Source organism: Amycolatopsis sp. NPDC049688, assembly GCF_040674975.1.
GTDB lineage: Bacteria > Actinomycetota > Actinomycetes > Mycobacteriales > Pseudonocardiaceae > Amycolatopsis.
Window position 1 is genome coordinate 200,648 of the sequence record NZ_JBFANY010000011.1, and the last position, 21,728, is coordinate 222,375.

A 21,728-nucleotide genomic window follows, 5' to 3' on the forward strand; every position below is an offset into this window, starting at 1 on the left:
TATTTTGTCGGTGGTGGCGCTTAGTGTGACAACGTGACCATCGCTCCGCCCCGCTCCCGTCAAGAGCTCCCACCCGCCGAGACGGCCGGCTGGATCCGCCGGCTGTCCGCCGCGGCGTGGGAGCACCGCGTGCTCGTCGTGCTGTCGCTGCTGGCCGCCGCGCTCGGCGTCGGCGTGCAGGCCGCGAGCCCGCTGCTGGTGCGCTCGGCGGTGGACGACGCGGTGGCGGGGCGGACCGGCGGGCTGCCCGGGATCGCCGTGTTCCTGGTGACGCTGCAGCTGGTCGCGTTCGGCACCGCGTTCGCGCGCCGGTACCTGGGCGGGAAACTCGCCCTCGACGTCCAGCACGACCTGCGCCAGCGGGTCTTCAACGCCGTTTCGCGGCTGGACGGCGGCAAGCAGGACGCGCTGCGCACGGGCCAGGTCGCCTCGCGCGCGATCTCCGACCTGCAGCTGGTGACCGGCATCCTGATGCAGGTCCCGTTGTCGTTCGGCTCGGTGGTCTTCGCGCTGCTGTCGTTCGGCGCGATGCTGTGGCTGTCGCCGGTGCTGACGTTGATCGCGCTGGTCGTCACGCCCGCGGTCGGCATCATCGTGACGCGCAGCCGCAAGCGCCTCTTCCCGGCGACGTGGTCGGCGCAGCAGCGCGCGGCCGATGTCGCGCAGCAGGTCGAAGAGACCGTCACCGGCGTCCGCGTGGTCAAGGGCTTCGGCCAGGAGACGCGGGAAGTCTCGAAGCTGGAGGCGACCGCGCGCAAGCTGTTCGGCGAGCGGCTTCGCGCGGCGAAGCTGTCCGCGGTCCCGGCGGCGACCACCGCCGCCCTGCCGGCCGCTGGCCAGGTGGCCGTGCTCGGCATCGGCGGTGTCCTGGCGCTGAACGGGTCCATCACCCTCGGCACCTTCCTCGCCTTCGCGACCTACCTGGCGACGCTGATCGGCCCGGCGCGGATGCTGTCCGGCCTGGTCGTGCAGGCCCAGCTGACCCGCGCCGGCGCCGAGCGCGTGTACGAGCTGATCGACGCACAGCCGGAGGTCGTCGACGCGCCGGACGCGCGGCCGCTGCCGGACGGGCCGCTCGGGGTCGAGCTCGACGGCGTCCGGTTCGGCTACACCCGCACCGAGCCGGTGCTGGACGGCCTTTCGGTCACCGCGCACCCGGGCGAGACCCTGGCGCTGGTCGGCACCGCCGGCTCCGGGAAGTCGACGATCTCGCTGCTGCTCCCCCGGTTCTACGACGTGCACGCGGGCGCGGTGCGGGTCGGCGGCCTCGACGTCCGGGACGTCCCGCTGCGGCAGCTGCGGCAGGCGATCGGGGTCGTGTTCGAAGAGGCGTTCCTGTTCTCCTCGTCGATCCGGGAGAACATCGCCTACGGCCGCCCGGACGCGAGCGAGGAGGAAATCGTCGCCGCCGCCAGGGCCGCGGAGGCGGACGGCTTCATCCGCGCGCTGCCCGAGGGTTACGACACGCTGGTCGGCGAGCGCGGGCTCACGCTCTCGGGCGGGCAGCGGCAGCGGCTCGGGCTGGCCAGGGCGCTGATCACCGACCCGCGCATCCTCGTCCTCGACGACGCGACCTCGGCCATCGACACCGTCACCGAGGCAGCGATCCACGACACGCTGCGGTCGGTCACCGAGAGCCGGACCACCCTGCTGATCGCGCACCGGCGGTCGACCCTGGCGCTGGCCGACCGGATCGCGGTGCTGGACGAAGGCCGCGTCGTCGACGTCGGCACCGAGGCCGAGCTGATGGCGCGCTGCCCGCTGTTCCGCGAGCTGGTGGCGGGCCCGGGCGACGACGTCGAAGAGAAGCACCGCTGCGAGGGCCTCGACTGCGGCCAGGACGGGGTCACGTCGTCGCTGTGGCCGCGGGACGAGAGCCGGGACGAGGTCGACGCACTGGCCGACGCCGCGCGGATGCGCAGCGGCGACCCGAACAGCAGCGGGTTCGTCGGCGGAGGCGGCGGCTTGGACGTGCCGCCGACGCCGGAGCTGATCGAGGGCGTGCGCAGGCTCCCGCCGGCCGTCGACGAGCCGCGCCTGCCCGGCGTGGACGTCACCGCGCCGGACCCGAAGTTCCGGCTGGGCGGGCTGCTGCGGCCGGTCCGCGGGCCCCTGGCCCTGGTGATCGCGCTGGTGGCGGCGGACGCGCTGGCGTCGATCGCGCTGCCGGGGCTGTACCAGTTCGGCGTCGACCACGGCGTCCGCGCGGGTGTCGAGTGGATGATCTGGCTGGCCGCCGGGATCGGCGCCGCGGTCATCGCGGCCGACTGGCTGGTGGTGTTCGCGCAGACGCGGCTGACTTCCCGGGTGGGTGAGACCGTGCTGTACGCGCTGCGCGTCCGCAGCTACGCGCACCTGCAGCGGCTCGGGCTCGACTACTACGAGCGGGAGCTGTCCGGGAAGATCATGACCCGGATGACGACGGACGTCGACGCGCTCTCGACGTTCCTGCAGACCGGGCTGGCCACCGCGGTGGTCAGCGCGCTGACCCTGGCCGGGATCACCGGCGCGCTGCTGGTCACCGACGCCGGGCTGGCGCTGTACGCGCTGGCGATGGTGCCGGTGCTGGCGGTGGCCACGGTGATCTTCCGGCGGTCGGCGTCGAAGGCGTACAACGAGGCCCGCGAGCGGGTCAGCGTCGTGAACGCCGACATGCAGGAGAACGTCAGCGGGTTGCGCGTCGCGCAGGCGTACACGCGCGAAGACCGCTCCGCGGAAGCGTTCGCTTCGCGCAGCGACGACTACCGGCGCTCGCGGCTGCGGGCCCAGCGGTACGTGGCGACGTACTTCCCGCTGGTGGCGCTGCTGTCGGACCTGGCGACGACGACGGTGCTGGTGGCGGGCGCGAACCGCGTCTCGGCGGGCACGCTGTCGGCCGGTGTGCTGCTCGCGTTCCTGCTGTACCTGCAGCAGTTCTTCTCGCCGATCCAGCAGCTGTCGGCGGTGTTCGACGGCTACCAGCAGGCGAGCGTCGGCCTGAACCGGATCGGCGACCTGCTGCGGACGCCGACGTCGGTGCCGGCGGCGGAGAAGCCGGTCGAGGTGCCTTCCCGGCTCCGCGGCGAAGTGTCGTTCAAGGACGTCGACTTCGCCTACGCCGGTGCCGAGACGCCGGCGCTGGCGGAGTTCTCGCTGGACGTCGCGGCCGGCGAGACGATCGCGCTGGTCGGCGCGACCGGGGCCGGGAAGTCGACGGCGGTGAAGCTGGTGGCGCGCTACTACGACGTCACCGGCGGCGAGGTCCGGATCGACGGCACGGACGTCCGCGAGTACGAGCTGGCCGGGATGCGGCGCCGGATGGGTGTGGTGCCGCAGGAGGCGCACCTGTTCTCGGGCACGGTGGCCGACAACGTCCGCTACGGCCGCCCGTCGGCGTCGGACGCGGAGGTCGAGGCGGCGGTCCGGGCGGTGGGCGCGCTCGACGGCGTCGCGGCCCTGCCGTCGGGTTTCCTGCAGCCGGTGGGTGAACGCGGCCGGTCGCTGTCGGCGGGCCAGCGGCAGCTGGTGGCGCTGGCCAGGGCGGAGCTGGTGGACCCGGACGTGCTGCTGCTCGACGAGGCCACGGCGGCCCTGGACCCGTCGACGGAGGCAGCGGTCCTGCGCGCCACGGAGACGGTCGCCCGCCGCCGCACGACGTTCGTGGTCGCCCACCGCCTCGCCACGGCGGCCCGCGCGGACCGCATCGTGGTGCTGGACCACGGCCGCATCGTGGAAACGGGAACCCACGAGGAACTCTTGGCCGCCGACGGCCACTACGCGAGGTTGTGGGCCTTGGGCTGACCACCGAAAGTTCGTGGCCAGGCGCAGGCCGCACTGGGAGCATGGCGGGCATGTTCGAGGAGAAGCGCGTTCCCGACCGGCAGGTCCGGGCGGCGCAGACCGAGACGACCGTCCGGGTCTATCTGGCCTGCTCGCCCGCCGTCGCCGATGCCGCGCTCGAGAAGCAGACCTTCGAACCGGCCGCGGCCAAGTGGCTCACACCGTCGTTCCGCCTCGCGGCCTGGGAAAGCGGCAACGGCCGCAAGCCGGGGCACGAGCGCATCCTGGCCGTCGACATCACCCGCGAGGGTTTCGAGCGGATGCTCGCGGCGGACACCGAGTGGGTCCCGGAGCGAGATCTCGACCACACGGCGCTGAACTTCCAGGCGGTCCGGCTCGCCGGCGACCTCGCCGGCGAGTGGATCTCCGGCATCACCGACGTCACACCGGTGATGCGCGACATCGCCGGGCTGCTGGCCACCGACCGGCTCCACCTGGCCGTCAAGCTCGTCCCCCACGAACCGCCGTACGAGTTCGGCTAAGGCAGCGCCCGCCACTTCAGGGAGCCCATCCCGGCCGCCTCGACGTCGGGCCGGGACGCCCACCGGACCGTCCCCGGCCGGACGTGGACCCCCGCCCCGACCAGCCAGTCCGGCTCGTCGGGCTCGACCCATTCCATCTCTTCGAAGTCGGCCAGCGTCGGCCAGACGGCGGAGCAGGAGTCACACCGCAGGACGACCGCGCCGGACTCGGTGACCAGCGGCCTGACCAGGCCCTGGTCCCAGTACGAAGGACATTCGACCAGCCACATGGCGTCCAGTGGAACCCGCCGCGGTGAACGCCCGGCGGCCGGCGGACGAAGGCGGCCGGAAGAGCCCGGGAACGCTGTACCGGGTCCAGCGCTTAAGGTTCCCTTAGCACATCTTGATCGAGTCAGTGACCGATACCCTAGTGCGCCACGCCTCACACAGGCCGGTTCCATCACATCGCGGTCACCGAGGGGGTTAGCCTGGTAGGCGCATCAGCGGATTCAAGATCGAGATCGAGACGGATAGAGGCGAGCCCCAGCCGTGTCCAGCAGCAGCCCTGCGTCACAGTTCGGCCCCAACGAGTGGCTGGTCGAAGAGATGTACGACCAGTTCCTCGCCGACCCTTCCTCAGTCGATGCCGCCTGGCACGACTTCTTCGCGGACTTCAAGCCGACGCAGAACGCGCAGGCCAAGGCGGACAACGCTCGGCAGCAGCAGGCCGACGCCAAGCCGGCCACCAACGGCCAGGCGACGCAGCCGTCGGCCAAGGCCGTGCAGAACGCGGAGTCGGCGGCCAAGCAGGCCGCGCCCGCCAAGCCGGCCCCCGCCGCCAAGGCGCCGGCCAAGGCCGCGCCGAAGCCGGCGGCCGCGAAGGCCGAGCCCAAGGCCGAGGCGAAGAAGGAAGAGCCGGAGTCGAAGCAGCTGCGCGGCGCCGCGGCGGCCATCGCCAAGAACATGGACGCCTCGCTGAGCGTCCCCACCGCGACCAGCGTGCGCGCGGTCCCGGCGAAGCTGATGGCGGACAACCGCATCGTCATCAACAACCACCTCAAGCGCACCCGCGGCGGCAAGATCTCCTTCACGCACCTCATCGGCTACGCCATGGTGCGGGCGCTGAAGGACTACCCGAACATGAACCGGCACTACCAGCAGATCGACGGCAAGCCGTTCGCGATCACGCCGGAGCACGTCAACTTCGGGCTCGCCATCGACATGAAGGGCAAGGACGGGTCGCGCAACCTCGTCGTGGCCTCGGTCAAGAACGTCGAGGACATGACGTTCCTGCAGTTCTGGCAGGCCTACGAGGACATCGTCAAGAAGGCCCGCAACAACAAGCTGACCGCCGACGACTTCTCCGGCACCACGATCTCGCTGACCAACCCGGGCGGCATCGGCACCAACCACTCGGTGCCGCGGCTGCAGGCCGGCCAGGGCGCCATCATCGGCGTCGGCGCCATGCAGTACCCGGCCGCGTTCGAGGGCACCAGCGAGAAGACCCTGGTCGACCTCGGCATCAGCAAGATCATGACGCTGACCTCGACCTACGACCACCGCATCATCCAGGGCGCGGAGTCCGGCGAGTTCCTCAAGCGCATCCACCAGCTGCTGCTCGGCGAGGACGGCTTCTACGACGACGTCTTCACCAGCCTGCGCCTGCCGTACGAGCCGATCCGCTGGGTCGCCGACATCCCGGACGGCCCGGTCGACAAGACCGCCCGCGTGATCGAGCTGATCGACGCGTTCCGGATGCGCGGCCACCTGATGGCCGACACCGACCCGCTGAACTACCGCCAGCGCAGCCACGCCGACCTGGACGTCCTGTCCCACGGCCTGACGCTCTGGGACCTCGACCGCGAGTTCCCGGTCGGCGGCTTCGCCGGCCAGGAGCGGATGAAGCTGCGCGACATCCTGGGCGTGCTGCGCAACTCCTACTGCCGCACGGTCGGCATCGAGTACACCCACATCCTCGACCCCGAGGAGCGCCGCTGGATCCAGGAGCGCGTCGAGATCCCGCACGAGAAGCCGGACCCCGCGGTCCAGAAGTACGTGCTCTCGAAGCTGAACGCCGCCGAGGCGTTCGAGACGTTCCTGCAGACCAAGTACGTCGGCCAGAAGCGGTTCTCCCTCGAAGGCGGCGAGACGGCGATCCCGCTGCTCGACACCATCCTCGACAAGGCGGCCGAGCACGAGCTCGACGAGGTCGTCATCGGCATGCCGCACCGTGGCCGCCTCAACGTGCTGGCCAACATCGTCGGCAAGCCGATCAGCCAGATCTTCCAGGAGTTCGAGGGCAACCTCGACCCGGGTCAGGCGCACGGCTCCGGTGACGTGAAGTACCACCTCGGCGCCGAGGGCAAGTACTTCCGGATGTTCGGCGACGGCGAGACGAAGGTGTCGCTGACCGCGAACCCGTCCCACCTGGAGACGGTCGACCCGGTGCTCGAGGGCATCGTCCGCGCGAAGCAGGACATCCTCGACAAGGGCGGCGAGGGCTACACCGTGCTGCCGGTCCTGATGCACGGCGACGCGGCCTTCGCGGGCCAGGGCGTCGTGGCCGAGACGCTGAACCTGGCGCTGCTGCGCGGGTACCGCACCGGCGGCACCGTGCACGTCATCGTCAACAACCAGGTCGGCTTCACGACCGCGCCGGAGCACTCCCGCTCGAGCCAGTACGCCACCGACGTCGCGAAGATGATCGGCTCGCCGATCTTCCACGTGAACGGCGACGACCCCGAGGCCGCGCACTGGGTGGCCAAGCTGGCCGTCGAGTACCGGCAGGCGTTCCACAAGGACGTCGTCATCGACCTCATCTGCTACCGCCGCCGCGGGCACAACGAGGGCGACGACCCGTCGATGACGCAGCCGGCGATGTACGACATCATCGACACGAAGCGCTCGGTCCGGAAGACCTACACCGAGTCGCTGATCGGCCGCGGCGACATCTCCGTCGAGGAGGCCGAGGCCGCGCTGCGCGACTTCTCCAGCCAGCTGGAGCACGTCTTCAACGAGGTCCGCGAGCTGGAGAAGCACCCGGCGAAGGCCAGCCCCTCCGTCGAGGAGGAGCAGCAGGTGCCGGCCAAGGTCAAGACGTCGGTCGCCACCGAGGTCATCGAGCGCATCGGCGACGCGTTCGTCCAGGTGCCCGACGGCTTCACGCCGCACCCGCGCGTCAAGCCGGTGATGGAGCGCCGCCACAAGATGTCCCGCGAGGGCGACATCGACTGGGCGTTCGGCGAGCTGCTGGCCTTCGGGTCGCTGGCGATGGAGGGCCGGCTGGTCCGGCTGTCCGGCCAGGACTCCCGCCGCGGCACGTTCACCCAGCGGCACTCGGTGTTCATCGACCGCAAGACCGGCCAGGAGTACGCCCCGCTGCAGAACCTGGCCGACGGCCAGGGCCGCGTGATGATCTACGACTCGGCGCTGTCGGAGTACGCGGCCGTCGGCTTCGAGTACGGCTACTCGGTGGCGAACTCCGAGGCGCTGGTGATGTGGGAAGCGCAGTTCGGCGACTTCGTCAACGGTGCCCAGACGGTCATCGACGAGTACATCTCCTCGGGCGAGGCCAAGTGGGGCCAGCGTTCGGACGTCGTGCTGCTGCTGCCGCACGGCCACGAGGGCCAGGGCCCGGACCACACGTCCGGCCGCATCGAGCGGTTCCTCTCGCTGTGCGCGGAGGGCTCGATGACGGTGGCGGTCCCGTCCACCCCGGCGAACTACTTCCACCTGCTGCGCCGCCACGCCCTCGACGGCATCCAGCGCCCGCTGGTGGTCTTCACGCCGAAGTCGATGCTGCGCAACAAGGCCGCGACCTCGGCGGTCGCCGACTTCACCGGCGAAAGCCGCTTCATGTCGGTCATCGACGACGTCACGCCGGACCCGGCGAAGATCCGCAAGGTCCTGCTGACCTCCGGGAAGCTGTACTGGGAGCTGGTGGCGGAGCGGGCGAAGCGCGAGGCCGACGACGTCGCGATCGTCCGGATCGAGCAGTACTACCCGCTGCCGAAGAAGAAGCTGCTGGCCGCCCTGGAGCGCTACACGAACGCGTCGCAGGTCGCGTGGGTCCAGGAGGAGCCGGAGAACCAGGGCGCGTGGCCGTTCTTCGGCCTGAACCTGCCCCGGAAGTTCCCGGAGGTCCTCTCGGGCCTGCAGGTCGTCTCCCGCCGCCCGATGGCGGCCCCGTCGGCGGGTTCGTCGAAGGTGCACGAGGTGGAGCAGAAGGCCCTGATCGCGAAGGCGTTCGACTGATCGCTTGACCACGGCGAAGGCCCCCGCGCTCCTGGTGCGGGGGCCTTCGCCGTTCCGGGCCCGAAACTGTCGGTGCCCTCCGGTAGCGTGGAACCGGGGGCGCAGCCCAAACCCGATTGCCCCCGCCCGCCGGTTCGGGGCAAGGTGACGATCATGCTGATCCGCCGGGAGACCCCCGCCGACCAGGCCGCGATCCACGCCGTCCACAGCGAAGCCTTCCGCCGCGACGGAAACGACCCTCCGGTCGAAGCCCCGCTCGTCGACGAACTCCGCGCCGACGGCGACCTCATCAACGCCCTCTCCCTCGTCGCCGTCCGCGACAGCGAAGTCGTCGGGCACGTCTGCTGCAGCCGGGCCCGCCTCGGCGAGGACACCACCACCGCCGTCGGCCTCGGGCCGCTCGGAGTGCTTCCGGCGCACCAACGCGACGGCGTCGGCTCCGCGCTGATGCACGCCGTACTCGGCGCCGCGGATGCGCTCGGCCACGGCCTGGTCGTCCTCCTCGGCAACCCCGCCTACTACTCACGGTTCGGCTTCGTCACGGCGTCGGACCTGTCGATCACCGCACCGGACCCGGCGTGGGGCCCGCACTTCCAGGCGCGGACGCTCGCCGCGTACCAGTCCACCCAGGCGGGCGCCTTCGAGTACGCGCCCGCGTTCTCCCGGATCTGAAACAGGAGCCGCGCGTGTACGCACCGACCTCGTCCGTGGGTGTCCGGATCAACCGCGAGCAGCCGCCGGCCAAGCTGATCGAGCTGGCACGACAGGCCGAAGACGCCGGTCTCGACGAAGTCTGGCTGGTCGAGGACTGCTTCTGGGCCGCGGGCATCGCCACCGTCGCGACCGCACTGGCGGTGACCTCGACCATCAAGGTCGGCATCGGCGTCCTGCCGGCGGTGGCGCGCAACCCGGCGATCGCGGCGATGGAGCTGGCCGCCCTCGCGGAACTGCACCCGGGCCGGCTGATCGGCGGGCTCGGCCACGGCGTCGCGTCGTGGATGCGGCAGATCGGGGCGTACCCGGCGTCCCCGCTGGCGGCGCTGGACGAGACGCTGGTGGCGGTCCGCCGGCTCCTGGCCGGCGACCGGGTCTCGATGCGCGGCCGGCACGTCGAGCTGGACGCGGTCGAGCTCGTGTTCCCGCCGAAGACCGTGCCCCCGGTCCTGGCCGGGGTCCGCCGGCCGAAGTCACTGGCGGTGGCCGGGACCTCGGCGGACGGGACGATCCTGGCCGAGCCGTCCCCGCCCGAGTTCGTCCGGACGGCGCTGGCGGGCATCGCGGCCACCGGCCCGCACGCCCTGGTCACCTACAACTGGCTGGCCCTCGGTGACCGCGAGCGGGCCCGCACCACCGTCGCGGAGTCCCTGAACCCGGGCTCGCGCGTCCAGGTGGAAGGCCTGCCGTTCGCCGCGGACCTGCTCGCCCTGATGGATTCGACGTCCACAGTGGACGAGCTGGCGGCCGGCCTGCGCCCGGAGTGGATCGACCGCCTGGCCGTCTGCGGCGACCTGGACACCTGCGCGGCCGCGGTCCGTTCCCTGCACGAAGCCGGCAGCGGCTCGGTGGTGCTGCTGCCCCTGCCGGAGGAGCCGCCGGAGCGGGGCATCGAGGACGCGGCCCGCGTCGCGGCGGCCGTGCGGGGCTGAGGGCGGAAAAGGAGTTCGTGCGGCGCGGCCGGCGTGTGAGGATCGGGCCATGCCGGTCGACCAGCACCTCCTCCTGGCCTTCCTCGTGACCACCGCCGTCGCGATGGTCACGCCGGGGCCGGACATGCTCTTCATCCTCGGCTGCGGCATGCGCGGGGGCCCGAAGGCCGGCCTGCTCGCCACGGCCGGAGTCGCCACCAGCGAAGCGATCCACGTCGCCGTCGCCGCGGCCGGGCTCGCCGCGCTCTTCGCCGCCGTCCCTGTCGCCTTCACCGTCGTGCGGATCGTCGGCGCCGCCTACCTCATTTATCTGGGCATCCAGGCCATCCGCAACCGCAAGCCGCTCGTCGAACGCCGGAGTGACCGCGCCTACCTCAGCGGCCTGCTCACCAACCTGCTCAACCCGAAGATGGTCACCTTCACCATCGCCTTCCTCCCGCAGTTCGTCGACCCCGCGCGGGGGCACGTCTGGCTGCAGTTCGCCGTCCTCGGCGCGATCATGATCGTTTTCGAGTTCCTTGTCGACGGCGCGGTCGGCGTCCTGGCCGGCCGCGTCGGCGGGTGGGTCCGGCGGAAGAAGAACCAGCGCCGGATCGAGGTCGCCACCGGGGGCATCTTCATCGGCCTCGGCGTCCGCCTGGCCGTGGATCGTTAACCGGTTGCCGCATGTGCCGGTGTCTGCTTCACTTGAAACCGACCCGACCCCCTGGAGTGATCATGCGCCGAGCTTTCGTGTTCTTCCCGTTGGCCGAAACCGCCTACACCGAGGACATGAAGCTCGTTGCCGACACTCAACCTGGGTATTCTCGCGCACGTCGACGCCGGTAAGACCACCCTCACCGAGCGGCTGCTGCTGGCCGCCGGCGTGATCGACCGGCTGGGCCGCGTCGACGACGGCACCACGCAGACCGACACGCTCGCGCTCGAACGCGCCCGCGGGATCACCATCAAGTCCGCCGTCGTCTCGTTCGCGATCGGCGCCACCACCGTCAACCTCATCGACACCCCCGGCCACCCGGACTTCATCGCCGAGGTGGAACGGGTGCTCAGCGTGCTCGACGGCGCCGTGCTCGTCGTCTCGGCCGTCGAAGGCGTCCAGGCGCAGACGCGCGTGCTCGCCAGGGCACTGGACCGGCTCGGCATCCCGGCGGTCGTCTTCGTCAACAAGACCGACCGCCGCGGCGCCGACCCCGGCCGTGTCCGGGCCGAGATCGCCCGCAAACTGCCGCCCGCTCCCGTGTTCGAGGGTTCGGCGCTCACCGGCGACGGTGTCGACGAACTCCGCGCGGCCGTCGTGGACCTGCTGCCGAAGTCCGAAGAGGACTCCGGCGGCCCGCTGTCCGGCACGGTGTTCAAAGTGGACAAGCGGAAAGCGGTGCTGGTCCGCGTGTTCTCCGGCACACTGCGCGTCCGGCAGAAGCTCCCGGCGGGCAAGGTCACCGCGATCCACGTCTTCGAGCAGGGCAAGGCCGTCCGGCGCGACCGGGTCACCGCCGGCCGGATCGCCCGCGTCACCGGCCTCGACGCCCGGATCGGCGACGCGATCGGCGAGCCCCCGGCGTCGGCCGGGCGGCAGTTCGCGCCGCCGACGCTCCGGACCGTCGTGACGACCGGCGGCGACAAGGGTGCGCTCCACGCGGCGCTCGCCCAGCTCGCCGAACAGGACCCGCTGATCGGGCTGCAGGTCGACGGCTCGGAAATCCTCCTTTCCCTGTACGGCGAAGTCCAGAAAGAGGTCATCCAGGCGACGCTCGCCGACGAATACGGCGTCGACGTCGAGTTCGGCGAAACGACCACGATCCACGTCCAGCGGGTGACCGGCACCGGCGAATCCGTCCGGCTGATCGGCGAGGACGCGGACCCCTTCCTCGCCACCGTCGGCCTCCGCGTCGAACCGGCCGACAGCGGCGTCACGTTCGGGCTGGCGGTCGAGCCGGGCTCCATGCCGGCGGCGTTCTTCCGCGCCGTCGAAGAGACCGTGCGGGCGACGCTGGCGAGCTGGTCGATCCCGGCGTGCGCGGTCACCATGACGCACTCGGGTTACTACGCCAGGCAAAGCCACTCCCACGGCACGTTCGACAAGAGCATGTCGAGCACCGCCGGCGACTTCCGCGACCTGACGCCGATCGTGCTCCGGGAAGCCCTGGACCGGGCCGGGACGGTGGAGTGCGAACCGATCCACCGGTTCACCCTCGACGTCCCGGCCGACACGATCAGCGCCGTCACCCAGGCCGTCGCCCGCGTGCGCGGGATCCCGAAACAGACCAATTTGGACGGACCGGAGGCGCGCATCGAAGGCGACCTCCCGGCCGCCGAAGTGCACGGCCTACAGCGGCGCCTGCCGGGGCTCACCCGCGGCGAGGGGGTGCTGGAGACGGTGTTCGACCGGTACGAGCCTAGGACTTGAGGTGGTTGCGGGCGAGGAAGTCCTCGGCGATGTCGAGGGGGTTCCGCTTCTCCTCGGTGAATTCGACGTTGAGCCGCGTGAGCTGCTCGGTGGTCAGCGCCGCCGAAACGCGGTTCAACGCGGCCGTTTCGGCGGGCGACAGCGTCCCGCGGGCCACCAGCGGCACGATGTTCTGCGCCGGGAACATGTTCTTGTCGTCGACCAGCGGCACGAACCCGTTCGCGGCGATCGTCGACGACGTGCTGAACAGGTCGGCCACCTGCACGTCCCCGGACTTCAGCGCGGCCACCGTCACCGGGCCGCCGGTGTCGGTCGTGCGGATCTCCTTGAACTCGCAGCCGTACAGCGCCTTGATCTTGTCCTTCCAGCGGCTGCTCCACTGCCCCGGACCGCCGAACACCAGCTCGCGACAGCGCGGGCCCAGGTCCGAGAACGTCTTCACGCCGGAAGCCGCCAGCTGCGGGCCGACGACGAGCAGGTCCTTGTCCTCGGCCGGCGCCTGGTCCAGCACCTCGAAGCCGGCGGGGAGCTTCTGCCGCAGCTGCGCGTAGACGTCCTGCGGCTTCGTCGCCGTGGTGTCCTTGTCGAAGTACCGCAACAGGTTCCCGCTGTAGTCCGGCACCACCGACAGCGACTTGTCCTGCAGCGCCTTGACGACGACCTCGCGGCTGCCCACCGGCGGCCGCACGGTCACGTTCGCGGCACCGGCGTCCCGCAGCGCGCCGGCGTAGATCTGGGCCAGCAGCAGGCTTTCCCCGACGTCGGACGCGCCGATGATGATGTCGCCGGTCGCGCCGCCCTCACCGCCACCCGCGAGCGGGTTGCCACACCCGGCCGCCAGCACCAGAACCACCAGGAGGACCAGCCGTTTCACGCGGTCACCTTCTTCGCCGCTGCGGCGAGCCGCACGCCCCGCGGCACCAGGGCGCGGTTCAGCCCCGCGAACAGCAGGTCCAGGACGACGGCCAGCAACGTCGTCAGCAACGCGCCCGCGACGACCTCGGCGTAGTCCAAAATGGCCAGTCCGTCGAGCAGGAACCGGCCCAGGCCACCGAGTCCGACGTAGGCGGCCACCGCGGCGGTCGCCACGAGCTGGAGCACGGCGTTGCGGATGCCGCCCAGCACCAGCGGCAGCGAGATCGGCACCTCGACCTGCCACAGCCGCTGCCAGCCGGTCATCCCGACGCCCTCGGCGGCGTCGACCACGCCGTGGTCGGTCGCCTGCAGCCCGGCGTACGTCCCGGCCAGGATCGGCGGCACGGCCAGCACGACGAGCCCGATGATCGTCGAGGTGACGCTTTCGGTGAAGAGCAGGAACAGGAACGTGACGAGCCCCAGCGTCGGCAGCGCGCGGATGGCGTTGCCCACGCTGACCAGCGCGACGCCACCGCGTCCCGTGTGGCCGACGAACAGTCCCAAGGGGACCGCGACGACCAGCGCGATCACCAGCGACAGTGCGGTGTAGCCCAGGTGTTCCAGCAGCCGCTGCGGGATGCCGTCGGGCCCGGACCAGTGCGCCGGGTCGCCGAACCAGTGCAGGAGATCGGTGATCATGCGGCGCTCACCCGTTCCCACGGTGTCAGGAGGTTCCGGATGCCGACCAGGACGAGGTCGACGACCAGCGCCAGCAGCAGCGTCAGTACGATGCCGGCCACGATCGGCGAGAAGTACTCGCGCTGGAAGCCGTCGGTGAACAGCACGCCGAGGCCGCCGGTGCCGATCAGCGCGCCCACGCTGACCAGGCTGATGTTGCTGACCGACGCGACCCGCACGCCGGCCGCCAGCACCGGCACCGACAGCGGCAGCTCGACGGCGAAGAACCGGCGCAGCGGCTTGTACCCGACGGCGGTCGCGGCGGCGATCACCGGCGGCGGCACCGCGTCGAGGGCGTCGAGCACCGGGCGGACCAGCAGCGCCGTCGTGTAGATGGTCAGCGCGACGACGACGTTGACGCTGTCGAGGATCTTCGACCCGATCAGGCCGGGGATGACGACGAACAGCGCGAGCGACGGAATCGTGTAGAGCAGGTTCGCCAGTACCGTCAGCGCCTGGCGGGCGGGCGGCCAGCGGTGGCCGAGCCAGCCCGCGGCGATGGCCAGGACGATGCCGAGCACCAGCGGAAGCAGCGCGAGGTACACGTGGTCGCCCAGGTCACCGAGGATCTCGGCGCGCGTGTTCGCGCTGCTCAGGTACCGCCCGAGCTCGTCGAAGAAGCTCATGACGCCTGCGGGGTCGCCTCGATCACGTCCAGGACCTGCCGCGCGACCACGGCACCGAGCACGCGGTGGTCGTCGTCGACGACGACGCCGAGGCTGGCGGGCGACGACAGCGCCGCGTCGAGCGCACCGCGGATCGGCGTGCCCCGGATCCACAGTGAACCGCCGGCCACGAGGTCGTCTTCGGCGAGCGGGCCGTCCACAGTGGAGTTCGGCGGCAGCCAGCCGCGGGGGTGCTTGTCGGCGTTGACGGCGAGCCGCCAGCCGTCGCTCGCGGACACCGCGGCGCCGATCTCGACCAGCTCCAGTTCCTTGACCTCGACGCCTTCGGCGGAGAGGAACGAAAGCCCGCGGTAGCCGCGGTCCCGGCCGACGAAGGAGGCGACGAAGTCGTCCACCGGGTGACGCAGGACGTCGGCGGGCGTGCCGTACTGGGCCAGCCTGCCGCCGACGCGCATCACCGCCACCTTGTCGCCGAGCCGGACGGCCTCGTCGATGTCGTGGGTGACGAACACGATCGTCTTGCCCAGCTGCGACTGCAGCCGCAGCAGCTCGTCCTGCAGGCCCTCGCGCACCACCGGGTCGACCGCGGAGAACGGCTCGTCCATCAGCAGCACCGGCGAGTCCGCGGCGAGCGCACGGGCGACGCCGACGCGCTGCTGCTGGCCACCCGAAAGCTGCGCCGGGTACCGCTTGCCGAGCTCGAGCGGCAGGCCGATGATCTCCAGCAGCTCGGCGGCCCGCTTGCGCGCCTTTCCCTTGTCCCAGCCCGAAAGCAGCGGCACGGTGGCGATGTTGTCCAGCACCGTCCGGTGAGGGAAGAGCCCGGCGTGCTGGATGACGTAACCGATGCCGCGGCGCAGCAGCGCCGGGTCGCCCTCGGCGACGTCCTTGCCGTCCAGCAGCACCTGCCCGCCGGTCGGCTCGACCATCCGGTTGATCATCCGCAGCGACGTCGTCTTGCCGCAGCCGGACGGGCCGACGAACACGGTGATCGTGCCGTCCTCGACCGTCAGGTTCAGCTTGTCGACGGCGACCGTCCCATCCGGATACTGCTTGGTCACGTCGCGGAATTCGATGGTCACTGCCACTCCCCATGTCCCGGTCGGTTCGACCGTAGCCGAGTACGCGGTGGTTGGCACGCTGTTCCGGCAGGTGACCACTAGGCTCGGAGTCCGTGAACGCCCTCGACGACGTCCTCGCCGCCCACGGCGTCGGCGTCCGCCCGCTGTACCGCGTCCTCGACCTGCTGCGCACCGGCGACCACGACCTCGGTGAGCTGGTCCGGCTGTCGACGGCCCCGCGGCGCAGCGTGGAGGCCGTCCTCACCGCCCTCGGCGACGACCTGGACCGCAGCGGCGACCGCCTGCGCATCGCCCCCGGCGTCGCGGCGTCGTACCTGCAGTACCGCGCGCCCCGCTACGCCGACCCGCTGGACGAAGCCGTCGCGGCGCACGAGCTGCTGCCGAAGGTCGCCGAGTGGGTGGCCGAGGTGCCGTCGCCGCTGGCCGCGCTCGACCACGTGCAGGCGACGCCGGAGACCGTGCTGCGCCGGGCCCTGTGGCTCGACGCGCAGTACGACCTCGCCTCGGCGCGGCTGCTGTTCCTCGGCGACCACGACCTGACGTCGCTGGCGGTGCGGGCGGTCTGCCCGGCGGCGTCGCTGACCGTCGTCGACCTCGACGAGCGCGTGCTCGCCTACCTGGACGACCGCGGCGAGCGCGGGATCGCGACGGCGCACGCGGACCTGCGCGTCGGCCTCCCACCGGCCTTCGCGGGCCGGTTCGACCTGGTGTTCAGCGATCCGCCGTACACGCCCGAAGGCATGGGGCTGTTCGCGGCGCGCGGGGTGCAGGCGCTGCGCGAGCCGAGCGAAGGACGGCTGCTGCTGGCCTACGGCTACAGCCCGCGCCACCCGGCGCTGGGCGCGCAGGTGCAGCGCTCGCTGGCCACGCTGGGGCTGACGTTCGAGGCGATCCTGCCGGGCTTCAACCGCTACTTCGGCGCGCAGGCGATCGGCAGCGCGGCGGACCTGTACGTCTGCCAGCCGACGGCGAAGGCCAAGAAGATGCGCGGCGGCAAGGCGATCTACACGCACGGGCCGCAGTCGGTGGAGGCGGCCGGGACGAAACCGGCGCTGCTGGAGAAGCTGAAGGAGATCGCGGTTTCCGGCGGGCTGGCGCTGGAGTCGCGGCCGGTGGACTGGTCGATCTCCGGCCCCGAGGGCGACGCGATCGCGATGGACCTCTCGGGCGACCCCGGCCCGTGGCTGCTGCGGACGCTGCTGGGCACGAACGCCCGGCGCCTGGCGCTGCTGGTCCCCAACGCGCACCCGGACCTCGCGGACGAGCGGTCGCAGACGGCCCTCGCGGACCTCATCCGGAGTAAGTACACGCTGCGCTACCTGCGAAGCACACCGGACAACCGCCACGCGGTGGTGGTGGCGGACGCGGTGGAGCACCAGGACGAGATCCTCACCCGCGCCCACGCCCGCCTGGCGAACGTCGCCCTCGACGTCCCCGAGGACCTGACGGACCTGCGCCTGGTCGACGTCCCCCGCCACCGCCTGCCCGACCTGCTGCGTCCCTGAGCCTGCCGCGGCCCTCGTGAGTGTTCAGACGAGTTAGAACTCGCCTGACCACTCACGACCGGCCGCGGCAGGGCAGTCAGGCCGTGACGCCGTCGGCTTCGGCGGCCTTGGCCACCGCGGCCGCGACCTCGGGGGCCACGCGCGGGTCGAGCGGCGACGGGACGATCCGGTCCGGGCCCAGGTCGTCCATGGCCACCGAGACGATCGCCTCGGCCGCGGCCAGCTTCATGTTCTCCGTGATCGCCCGCGCGCCCGAGTCGAGCGCGCCGCGGAAGACGCCCGGGAACGCCAGCACGTTGTTGATCTGGTTCGGGAAGTCGCTCCGCCCGGTCGCCACGATCGACGCGTAGCGGGCCGCCACCTCCGGGTGAACTTCCGGGTCCGGGTTGGACAGTGCGAACACGATGCCGCCGCCCGCCATCCGGCCCAGCAGGGACTCGTCGATGGTCGCGCCGGACAGGCCGAGGAACACGTCGGCGCCTTCCAGCGCCTCGGCCAGGCCGCCGCGGAGCCCGGCCTTGTTCGTCGTCGCCGCCAGCCGCTGCTTGACCGGGTTCAGGCCGTCCCGGCCCGGGTGGATGATGCCGCGGGAGTCGAGGACGGTGACGTCCCCGATGCCCGCCTCCTGGAGGATCTTCGCGCAGGCCACGCCGGCCGCACCGGCGCCGGAGACCACGACCCGCTGGTCGGCGATGGCCCGGTCGAGGACCAGGTTCGCCCCGCGCAGCGCGGCCAGCGTGACGATCGCCGTGCCGTGCTGGTCGTCGTGCATGACCGGGCAGTCGAGCGCCTCCTTGAGCTTGTCCTCCAGCTCGAAGCACCGCGGCGCGGAGACGTCCTCCAGGTTGACCGCGCCGAACGACGGCCGCAGCCGCACCAGCGTCTCGACGATCTCGTCGACGTCGGTGGTGTCCAGCACCAGCGGGATCGAGTCGAGCCCGCCGAAGGTCTTGAAGAGGACCGACTTGCCCTCCATGACCGGCAGCGACGCGCTCGCGCCGATGTCGCCGAGGCCGAGCACCGCCGTCCCGTCGCTGACCACGACGACCAGCCGGTCCGCCCACGTGTAGCGCTTGGCCTTGGCCGCGTCTTCGGCGATCGCGCGGCTCACCTTCGCCACACCCGGGGTGTACGCGATCGAAAGGTCACGCGGGCTGGAAATGGGGCGGGTGGCCGCCACCGAGAGCTTGCCGCCCTCGTGCCCGGTGAAGATCTCTTCGTCGGTGACCGGCGCGACAGTGCCGGTGGGGTCGGTCATGGGGTTTCCTGTCGTCGTTTCCGTCATTCGTCCAGTGGGAATGACGGAACTCGCGGTTCGGACGTGGGTCACTGGAATTTCTCCTGGGCATGCGGGCTGGGACCACGGTCCTCAAGGGGGAAACCGTGGGGGAATCCCGGCACGGCAGCCCAGCGCGGTAGCGCCGGCCTGTCGGCGAGGCGTCACGTCGGCCATCGGTGCCGTGGGTCTGGCGATGGCCGCGGACGCGGCGGTCCCGCCATTGTGACAGGTCCCGTGCCGCGGGTGACCCCTCGGTGCGGTTGATGTCACACCGGCGCCGTTTCCCCGGCAATTCCCAAGACGTCCGTCCGGTTTTGTAGGGCGCCCGATAAGGTGACGCCATGCAATTCCGCCGGCTGCGCGTCCCGGACGCCTACGAGTTCTCCCCCCGGGCGTTCCCCGACGACCGGGGCCTGTTCGTCGCCCCGTTCCAGGACGACGTCTTCCGCGCGGCGGCCGGCCACCCGCTGCGGCTCGGCCAGGCGAACCACAGCGTGTCCCGGCGCGGCACGATCCGCGGCCTCCACTTCGCCGACACCCCGCCCGGCCAGGCCAAGTACATCTACTGCCCGCGCGGCTCGCTGCTCGACATCGTCGTCGACCTCCGCGTCGGCTCGCCGACCTTCGGGCAGTGGGACGCGGTCGTGCTCGACTCGCGCGAGTTCCGCGCGATGTACCTCGCGGAGGGTCTCGGGCACGGCTTCGCCGCCCTGGAAGACGACACCGTGATGTCGTACTTCTGCTCGGAGCCGTACAACCCCACCGGCGAGCACGGCATCACGCCGCTCGATCCCGCGCTGGACCTGCCTTGGCCCACCGACGTCGAGCCGATCCTGTCCGACAAGGACCGGAACGCGCCGACCCTCGCCGAAGCCGTCGACCAGGGGCTGCTCCCGGTGTACGCGGACTGCGTCGCCTACTACGACAAGCTGCGCTCGGCGAACTGACCACCCTCCGGCCGCCAGGCCGCTTGCGCTTTTAGTAAGCGCGCATATAGTCTGCTCGCATGGCACTTTACGAGTACGAGCACAGCGAGACGTCCGCCGCCCCCGCCGCCGCGATCTGGCCGCTCTGGGCCGACACGAGCCGCTGGCCGGAGTGGGACGCCGGCGTCCGGTCGGTCGTCATCGACGGTCCGTTCGCCGTCGGCACCAGCGGCACCATGACGATGGACGGCATGCCGCCGATCCCGTTCACCCTGACCGAGGTCACCGAGGGCCGGAGCTTCACCGACGAGACCGTGCTGCCGGACGTGCACCTGCGGTTCGAGCACGAGCTGACCGACGTCGACGGCGGCACGCGGATCACCTACCGCGTCACGATCGACGGCCCGGAGGGGTTCGGCCCGCAGGTCACGGAAGACACCCCGGACGCCATGCGCGCGCTGGCGCGACTGGCTGAGGCAAGCTCACGCGTATGACGTCCCCTGAGTCCCGCTTGCCGGGCCCCGAGCGCAGCCCCGGCTTCCTGCTGTGGCGCGTGACGCTGGCCTGGCAGCGGGCGATGCGGGCCGCGCTGGCCCCGCACGACCTCACGCACGTCCAGTTCGTGCTGCTGACGACGACGTGGTGGCTCACCCGCGCGGGCGAGCCACCCACCCAGCGGCAGCTCGCCGACCAGGCCGGCACCGACACGATGATGACCAGCCAGGTCGTCCGCAAGCTCGCCGATCGCGGCCTGCTGGCCCGCGCCGACGACCCGGCCGACGCCCGCGCGAAGCGCCTGGAAGTCACCCCGGCCGGCCTGGAACTGGTCGCGAAGGCGCTGAAGGACGTCGAAGCCGCGGACGCCGAGTTCTTCGCGGGCGCCGACGACAGCTTCGTCGACGCACTGGCCCGGCTCGGCCCCTGACGAATCCCGGGGCCACCCTGGGGACGATCCCGGATGTCCCCGCCGGGTGTTCCGAGCAGGCTCACGGCCATGAAACTTCTCGCACTGGGGGCGGCCGCGGCCGCTTTGGCTCTGCTGCCGGGGACGGCGTCCGCGGAGGACCTTCCGGCGTTCGACTTCACCGACTGCCCGGCGCCGCCGCCGAACGCCGATCCGGGCACCTGGCGTTGTGAAGCCTTCGTCTCCCAAGGAAAACTGACGATCGGCGAGCGCGAGATCCCGCTCGGCGAAATCCGGCTGACGTTCAGCGAAGGCCGGGTGAACGGCCAGTACGCGCAGGTGTTCGGTGCGCTGCGGCACGAGCCGGTGACCGTCCCCGGCCTGGCGGGCACGACGCTGCAGCTGCACTACGGCGGCTACTCGGACTTCCAGAGCAATGAGGCGCGGCGCGGCGAACTGGACGTCTCCGCCACCCTGCGGCACCCGTTGCTGCGCAAGGACTGCACCCTCGGCGTGCTGCACACGGTCGTCCACGACGACCCCGCGGTGCCGCCGACGGTGCTTTCGAAGAACCCGCCGACCATGCACTTCGGTGTCGTGGACCCGGATCTCGCGCTGCCGGCCACGCACGGCTGCGGCGTGCTCGGCCCGCTCGTCGACCGGCGGCTGGGTCTGCCGTCACCGTCGGGGCGGAACACGTTCCACCAGACGACGTACGTGCAGTACAAGCAGCTCTAACGCCTCTTCGGCGTCACCCAGACGGTGATCGTCCCGGTGACCACCGGCTTGCCCTTCGCGTCCGAAATGGTCACCGGGACTTCGAGGTCGAAACCCTCGGCCCCGAACTCCGGCAGCTCGGGCAGCGACGCGACCGCGCGCAGGCCCGTCTCCGCCTTGGCGACGTACTGGACGTTCATGCCCTTCGGCAGCCAGCGGTGCGTGGTGGGGACCGTGGCTTCGGCGAGCATCCCCATCGCGATCTCGGCGAGGTTGCAGGCCGCGATCGCGTGGAACGTCTTGATGTGGTTGTGAACACCCCACCACTTCGGTGCGGTCACCTCGCAGTGGCCGGGCCGCAGCTCGCGCACCGACGGCAGCACCGTGCGGAAGTACGGCACCCGCACGCACATTGCCGCGCTGAACAGCTGTTTCCCGCCCGGCTTCCCGGCCAGCCGGTGCCACATCGCGAACGTCGGCGTCAGGGACATGGAGGTCTCCTCGAACTA

Annotated in this window: 19 protein-coding genes; 12 read left to right on the top strand and 7 right to left on the bottom strand. The window is 71.4% G+C overall.

All coding sequences use genetic code 11. The features are described from left to right. The first annotated feature begins 33 nt into the window (after window positions 1-33). Entirely contained in the window at window positions 34-3,780 is a 3,747-nt protein-coding gene (locus tag AB0J55_RS30735) for an ABC transporter ATP-binding protein (protein WP_364256132.1), read from the top strand. A 50-nt stretch (window positions 3,781-3,830) separates the two neighbouring features. Continuing rightward, window positions 3,831-4,301, top strand: coding sequence for a DUF4291 family protein (locus tag AB0J55_RS30740; RefSeq protein ID WP_364256135.1), 471 nt, complete (start codon window positions 3,831-3,833; stop codon window positions 4,299-4,301). Here AB0J55_RS30740 and AB0J55_RS30745 read toward each other — a convergent pair. Then, complete coding sequence (locus tag AB0J55_RS30745) at window positions 4,298-4,570, bottom strand: hypothetical protein (protein ID WP_364256138.1); 273 nt, start codon at window positions 4,568-4,570, stop codon at window positions 4,298-4,300. The two genes, AB0J55_RS30740 and AB0J55_RS30745, sit on opposite strands and share 4 nt — an antisense overlap. Window positions 4,571-4,829: 259 nt before the next feature. On the opposite strand from AB0J55_RS30745, the gene AB0J55_RS30750 reads away from it, so the two are divergent. From AB0J55_RS30750 to AB0J55_RS30770, 5 genes are all read left to right on the top strand, one after another. Beyond that, window positions 4,830-8,534 carry a multifunctional oxoglutarate decarboxylase/oxoglutarate dehydrogenase thiamine pyrophosphate-binding subunit/dihydrolipoyllysine-residue succinyltransferase subunit gene (locus tag AB0J55_RS30750; protein WP_364256141.1) on the top strand — a complete coding sequence of 1,235 codons (3,705 nt, stop codon included), beginning with the start codon at window positions 4,830-4,832 and terminating at the stop codon, window positions 8,532-8,534. Window positions 8,535-8,687: 153 nt separating this feature from the next. Next, window positions 8,688-9,206, top strand: a complete 519-nt coding sequence (locus tag AB0J55_RS30755) for an N-acetyltransferase (RefSeq protein WP_364256144.1) — start codon at window positions 8,688-8,690, stop codon at window positions 9,204-9,206. A gap of 14 nt (window positions 9,207-9,220) precedes the next feature. Then, window positions 9,221-10,180: an LLM class flavin-dependent oxidoreductase gene (locus AB0J55_RS30760; RefSeq protein ID WP_364256147.1), complete on the top strand. Its 960-nt coding sequence runs from the start codon at window positions 9,221-9,223 to the stop codon at window positions 10,178-10,180. A 49-nt stretch (window positions 10,181-10,229) separates the two neighbouring features. Beyond that, window positions 10,230-10,835 (top strand): LysE family translocator, encoded by a 606-nt coding sequence (locus tag AB0J55_RS30765; RefSeq protein ID WP_364256150.1) that lies wholly within the window; start codon window positions 10,230-10,232, stop codon window positions 10,833-10,835. 126 nt (window positions 10,836-10,961) lie between these two features. After that, the gene (locus AB0J55_RS30770; RefSeq protein WP_364256152.1) at window positions 10,962-12,587 is read left to right on the top strand and encodes a GTP-binding protein; all 1,626 of its coding nucleotides are present in this window, start codon (window positions 10,962-10,964) and stop codon (window positions 12,585-12,587) included. Here AB0J55_RS30770 and AB0J55_RS30775 read toward each other — a convergent pair. From AB0J55_RS30775 to AB0J55_RS30790, 4 genes are read right to left on the bottom strand one after another with little or no spacing between them, the layout of a single operon-like run. Beyond that, entirely contained in the window at window positions 12,577-13,461 is an 885-nt protein-coding gene (locus AB0J55_RS30775) for an ABC transporter substrate-binding protein (RefSeq protein WP_364256155.1), read from the bottom strand. The two genes, AB0J55_RS30770 and AB0J55_RS30775, sit on opposite strands and share 11 nt — an antisense overlap. Further along, a complete protein-coding gene (locus AB0J55_RS30780; protein ID WP_364256158.1) occupies window positions 13,458-14,141 on the bottom strand; it encodes an ABC transporter permease subunit in 684 nt (227 codons plus the stop codon). The genes AB0J55_RS30775 and AB0J55_RS30780 overlap by 4 nt, the downstream gene beginning before the upstream one ends. Further along, the gene (locus tag AB0J55_RS30785; protein WP_364256161.1) at window positions 14,138-14,806 is read right to left on the bottom strand and encodes an ABC transporter permease subunit; all 669 of its coding nucleotides are present in this window, start codon (window positions 14,804-14,806) and stop codon (window positions 14,138-14,140) included. The genes AB0J55_RS30780 and AB0J55_RS30785 overlap by 4 nt, the downstream gene beginning before the upstream one ends. Then, window positions 14,803-15,888 carry an ATP-binding cassette domain-containing protein gene (locus AB0J55_RS30790; protein ID WP_364256164.1) on the bottom strand — a complete coding sequence of 362 codons (1,086 nt, stop codon included), beginning with the start codon at window positions 15,886-15,888 and terminating at the stop codon, window positions 14,803-14,805. The genes AB0J55_RS30785 and AB0J55_RS30790 overlap by 4 nt, the downstream gene beginning before the upstream one ends. A 92-nt stretch (window positions 15,889-15,980) precedes the next feature. On the opposite strand from AB0J55_RS30790, the gene AB0J55_RS30795 reads away from it, so the two are divergent. Next, entirely contained in the window at window positions 15,981-17,393 is a 1,413-nt protein-coding gene (locus AB0J55_RS30795) for a bis-aminopropyl spermidine synthase family protein (protein ID WP_364256167.1), read from the top strand. Window positions 17,394-17,469: 76 nt separating this feature from the next. On the opposite strand, the gene AB0J55_RS30800 is transcribed toward AB0J55_RS30795, so the two are convergent. Then, a complete protein-coding gene (locus AB0J55_RS30800) occupies window positions 17,470-18,651 on the bottom strand; it encodes an NADP-dependent malic enzyme (RefSeq protein ID WP_364256170.1) in 1,182 nt (393 codons plus the stop codon). A 362-nt stretch (window positions 18,652-19,013) separates the two neighbouring features. Here AB0J55_RS30800 and rfbC point away from each other — a divergent pair, with 362 nt between their 5' ends. The 4 genes from rfbC to AB0J55_RS30820 all read left to right on the top strand — a co-directional run bounded on the left by rfbC (window position 19,014) and on the right by AB0J55_RS30820 (window position 21,240). After that, window positions 19,014-19,619: a dTDP-4-dehydrorhamnose 3,5-epimerase gene (gene rfbC, locus AB0J55_RS30805; RefSeq protein WP_364256173.1), complete on the top strand. Its 606-nt coding sequence runs from the start codon at window positions 19,014-19,016 to the stop codon at window positions 19,617-19,619. A gap of 59 nt (window positions 19,620-19,678) precedes the next feature. Beyond that, the gene (locus AB0J55_RS30810) at window positions 19,679-20,092 is read left to right on the top strand and encodes an SRPBCC family protein (RefSeq protein WP_364256176.1); all 414 of its coding nucleotides are present in this window, start codon (window positions 19,679-19,681) and stop codon (window positions 20,090-20,092) included. Then, the gene (locus AB0J55_RS30815) at window positions 20,089-20,523 is read left to right on the top strand and encodes a MarR family winged helix-turn-helix transcriptional regulator (RefSeq protein WP_364256179.1); all 435 of its coding nucleotides are present in this window, start codon (window positions 20,089-20,091) and stop codon (window positions 20,521-20,523) included. The genes AB0J55_RS30810 and AB0J55_RS30815 overlap by 4 nt, the downstream gene beginning before the upstream one ends. A gap of 69 nt (window positions 20,524-20,592) precedes the next feature. After that, window positions 20,593-21,240 (top strand): hypothetical protein, encoded by a 648-nt coding sequence (locus AB0J55_RS30820; RefSeq protein WP_364256182.1) that lies wholly within the window; start codon window positions 20,593-20,595, stop codon window positions 21,238-21,240. Here the strand turns inward: AB0J55_RS30820 and AB0J55_RS30825 are convergent. After that, window positions 21,237-21,710, bottom strand: coding sequence for a hotdog fold domain-containing protein (locus AB0J55_RS30825; RefSeq protein ID WP_364256185.1), 474 nt, complete (start codon window positions 21,708-21,710; stop codon window positions 21,237-21,239). The two genes, AB0J55_RS30820 and AB0J55_RS30825, sit on opposite strands and share 4 nt — an antisense overlap. Window positions 21,711-21,728: the final 18 nt, after the last annotated feature.

What these genes read in the sequence shown, in the direction of transcription:
- AB0J55_RS30765 (WP_364256150.1), top strand. Translation starts at nt 10,230, where the DNA reads ATGCCGGTCGACCAGCACCTCCTCCTGGCCTTCCTCGTGACCACCGCC.
- AB0J55_RS30780 (WP_364256158.1), bottom strand. Translation starts at nt 14,141, where the DNA reads ATGATCACCGATCTCCTGCACTGGTTCGGCGACCCGGCGCACTGGTCC.
- AB0J55_RS30800 (WP_364256170.1), bottom strand. Translation starts at nt 18,651, where the DNA reads ATGACCGACCCCACCGGCACTGTCGCGCCGGTCACCGACGAAGAGATC.
- AB0J55_RS30740 (WP_364256135.1), top strand. Translation starts at nt 3,831, where the DNA reads ATGTTCGAGGAGAAGCGCGTTCCCGACCGGCAGGTCCGGGCGGCGCAG.
- AB0J55_RS30810 (WP_364256176.1), top strand. Translation starts at nt 19,679, where the DNA reads ATGGCACTTTACGAGTACGAGCACAGCGAGACGTCCGCCGCCCCCGCC.
- rfbC (WP_364256173.1), top strand. Translation starts at nt 19,014, where the DNA reads ATGCAATTCCGCCGGCTGCGCGTCCCGGACGCCTACGAGTTCTCCCCC.
- AB0J55_RS30785 (WP_364256161.1), bottom strand. Translation starts at nt 14,806, where the DNA reads ATGAGCTTCTTCGACGAGCTCGGGCGGTACCTGAGCAGCGCGAACACG.
- AB0J55_RS30755 (WP_364256144.1), top strand. Translation starts at nt 8,688, where the DNA reads ATGCTGATCCGCCGGGAGACCCCCGCCGACCAGGCCGCGATCCACGCC.
- AB0J55_RS30745 (WP_364256138.1), bottom strand. Translation starts at nt 4,570, where the DNA reads ATGTGGCTGGTCGAATGTCCTTCGTACTGGGACCAGGGCCTGGTCAGG.
- AB0J55_RS30825 (WP_364256185.1), bottom strand. Translation starts at nt 21,710, where the DNA reads ATGTCCCTGACGCCGACGTTCGCGATGTGGCACCGGCTGGCCGGGAAG.
- AB0J55_RS30820 (WP_364256182.1), top strand. Translation starts at nt 20,593, where the DNA reads ATGAAACTTCTCGCACTGGGGGCGGCCGCGGCCGCTTTGGCTCTGCTG.
- AB0J55_RS30815 (WP_364256179.1), top strand. Translation starts at nt 20,089, where the DNA reads ATGACGTCCCCTGAGTCCCGCTTGCCGGGCCCCGAGCGCAGCCCCGGC.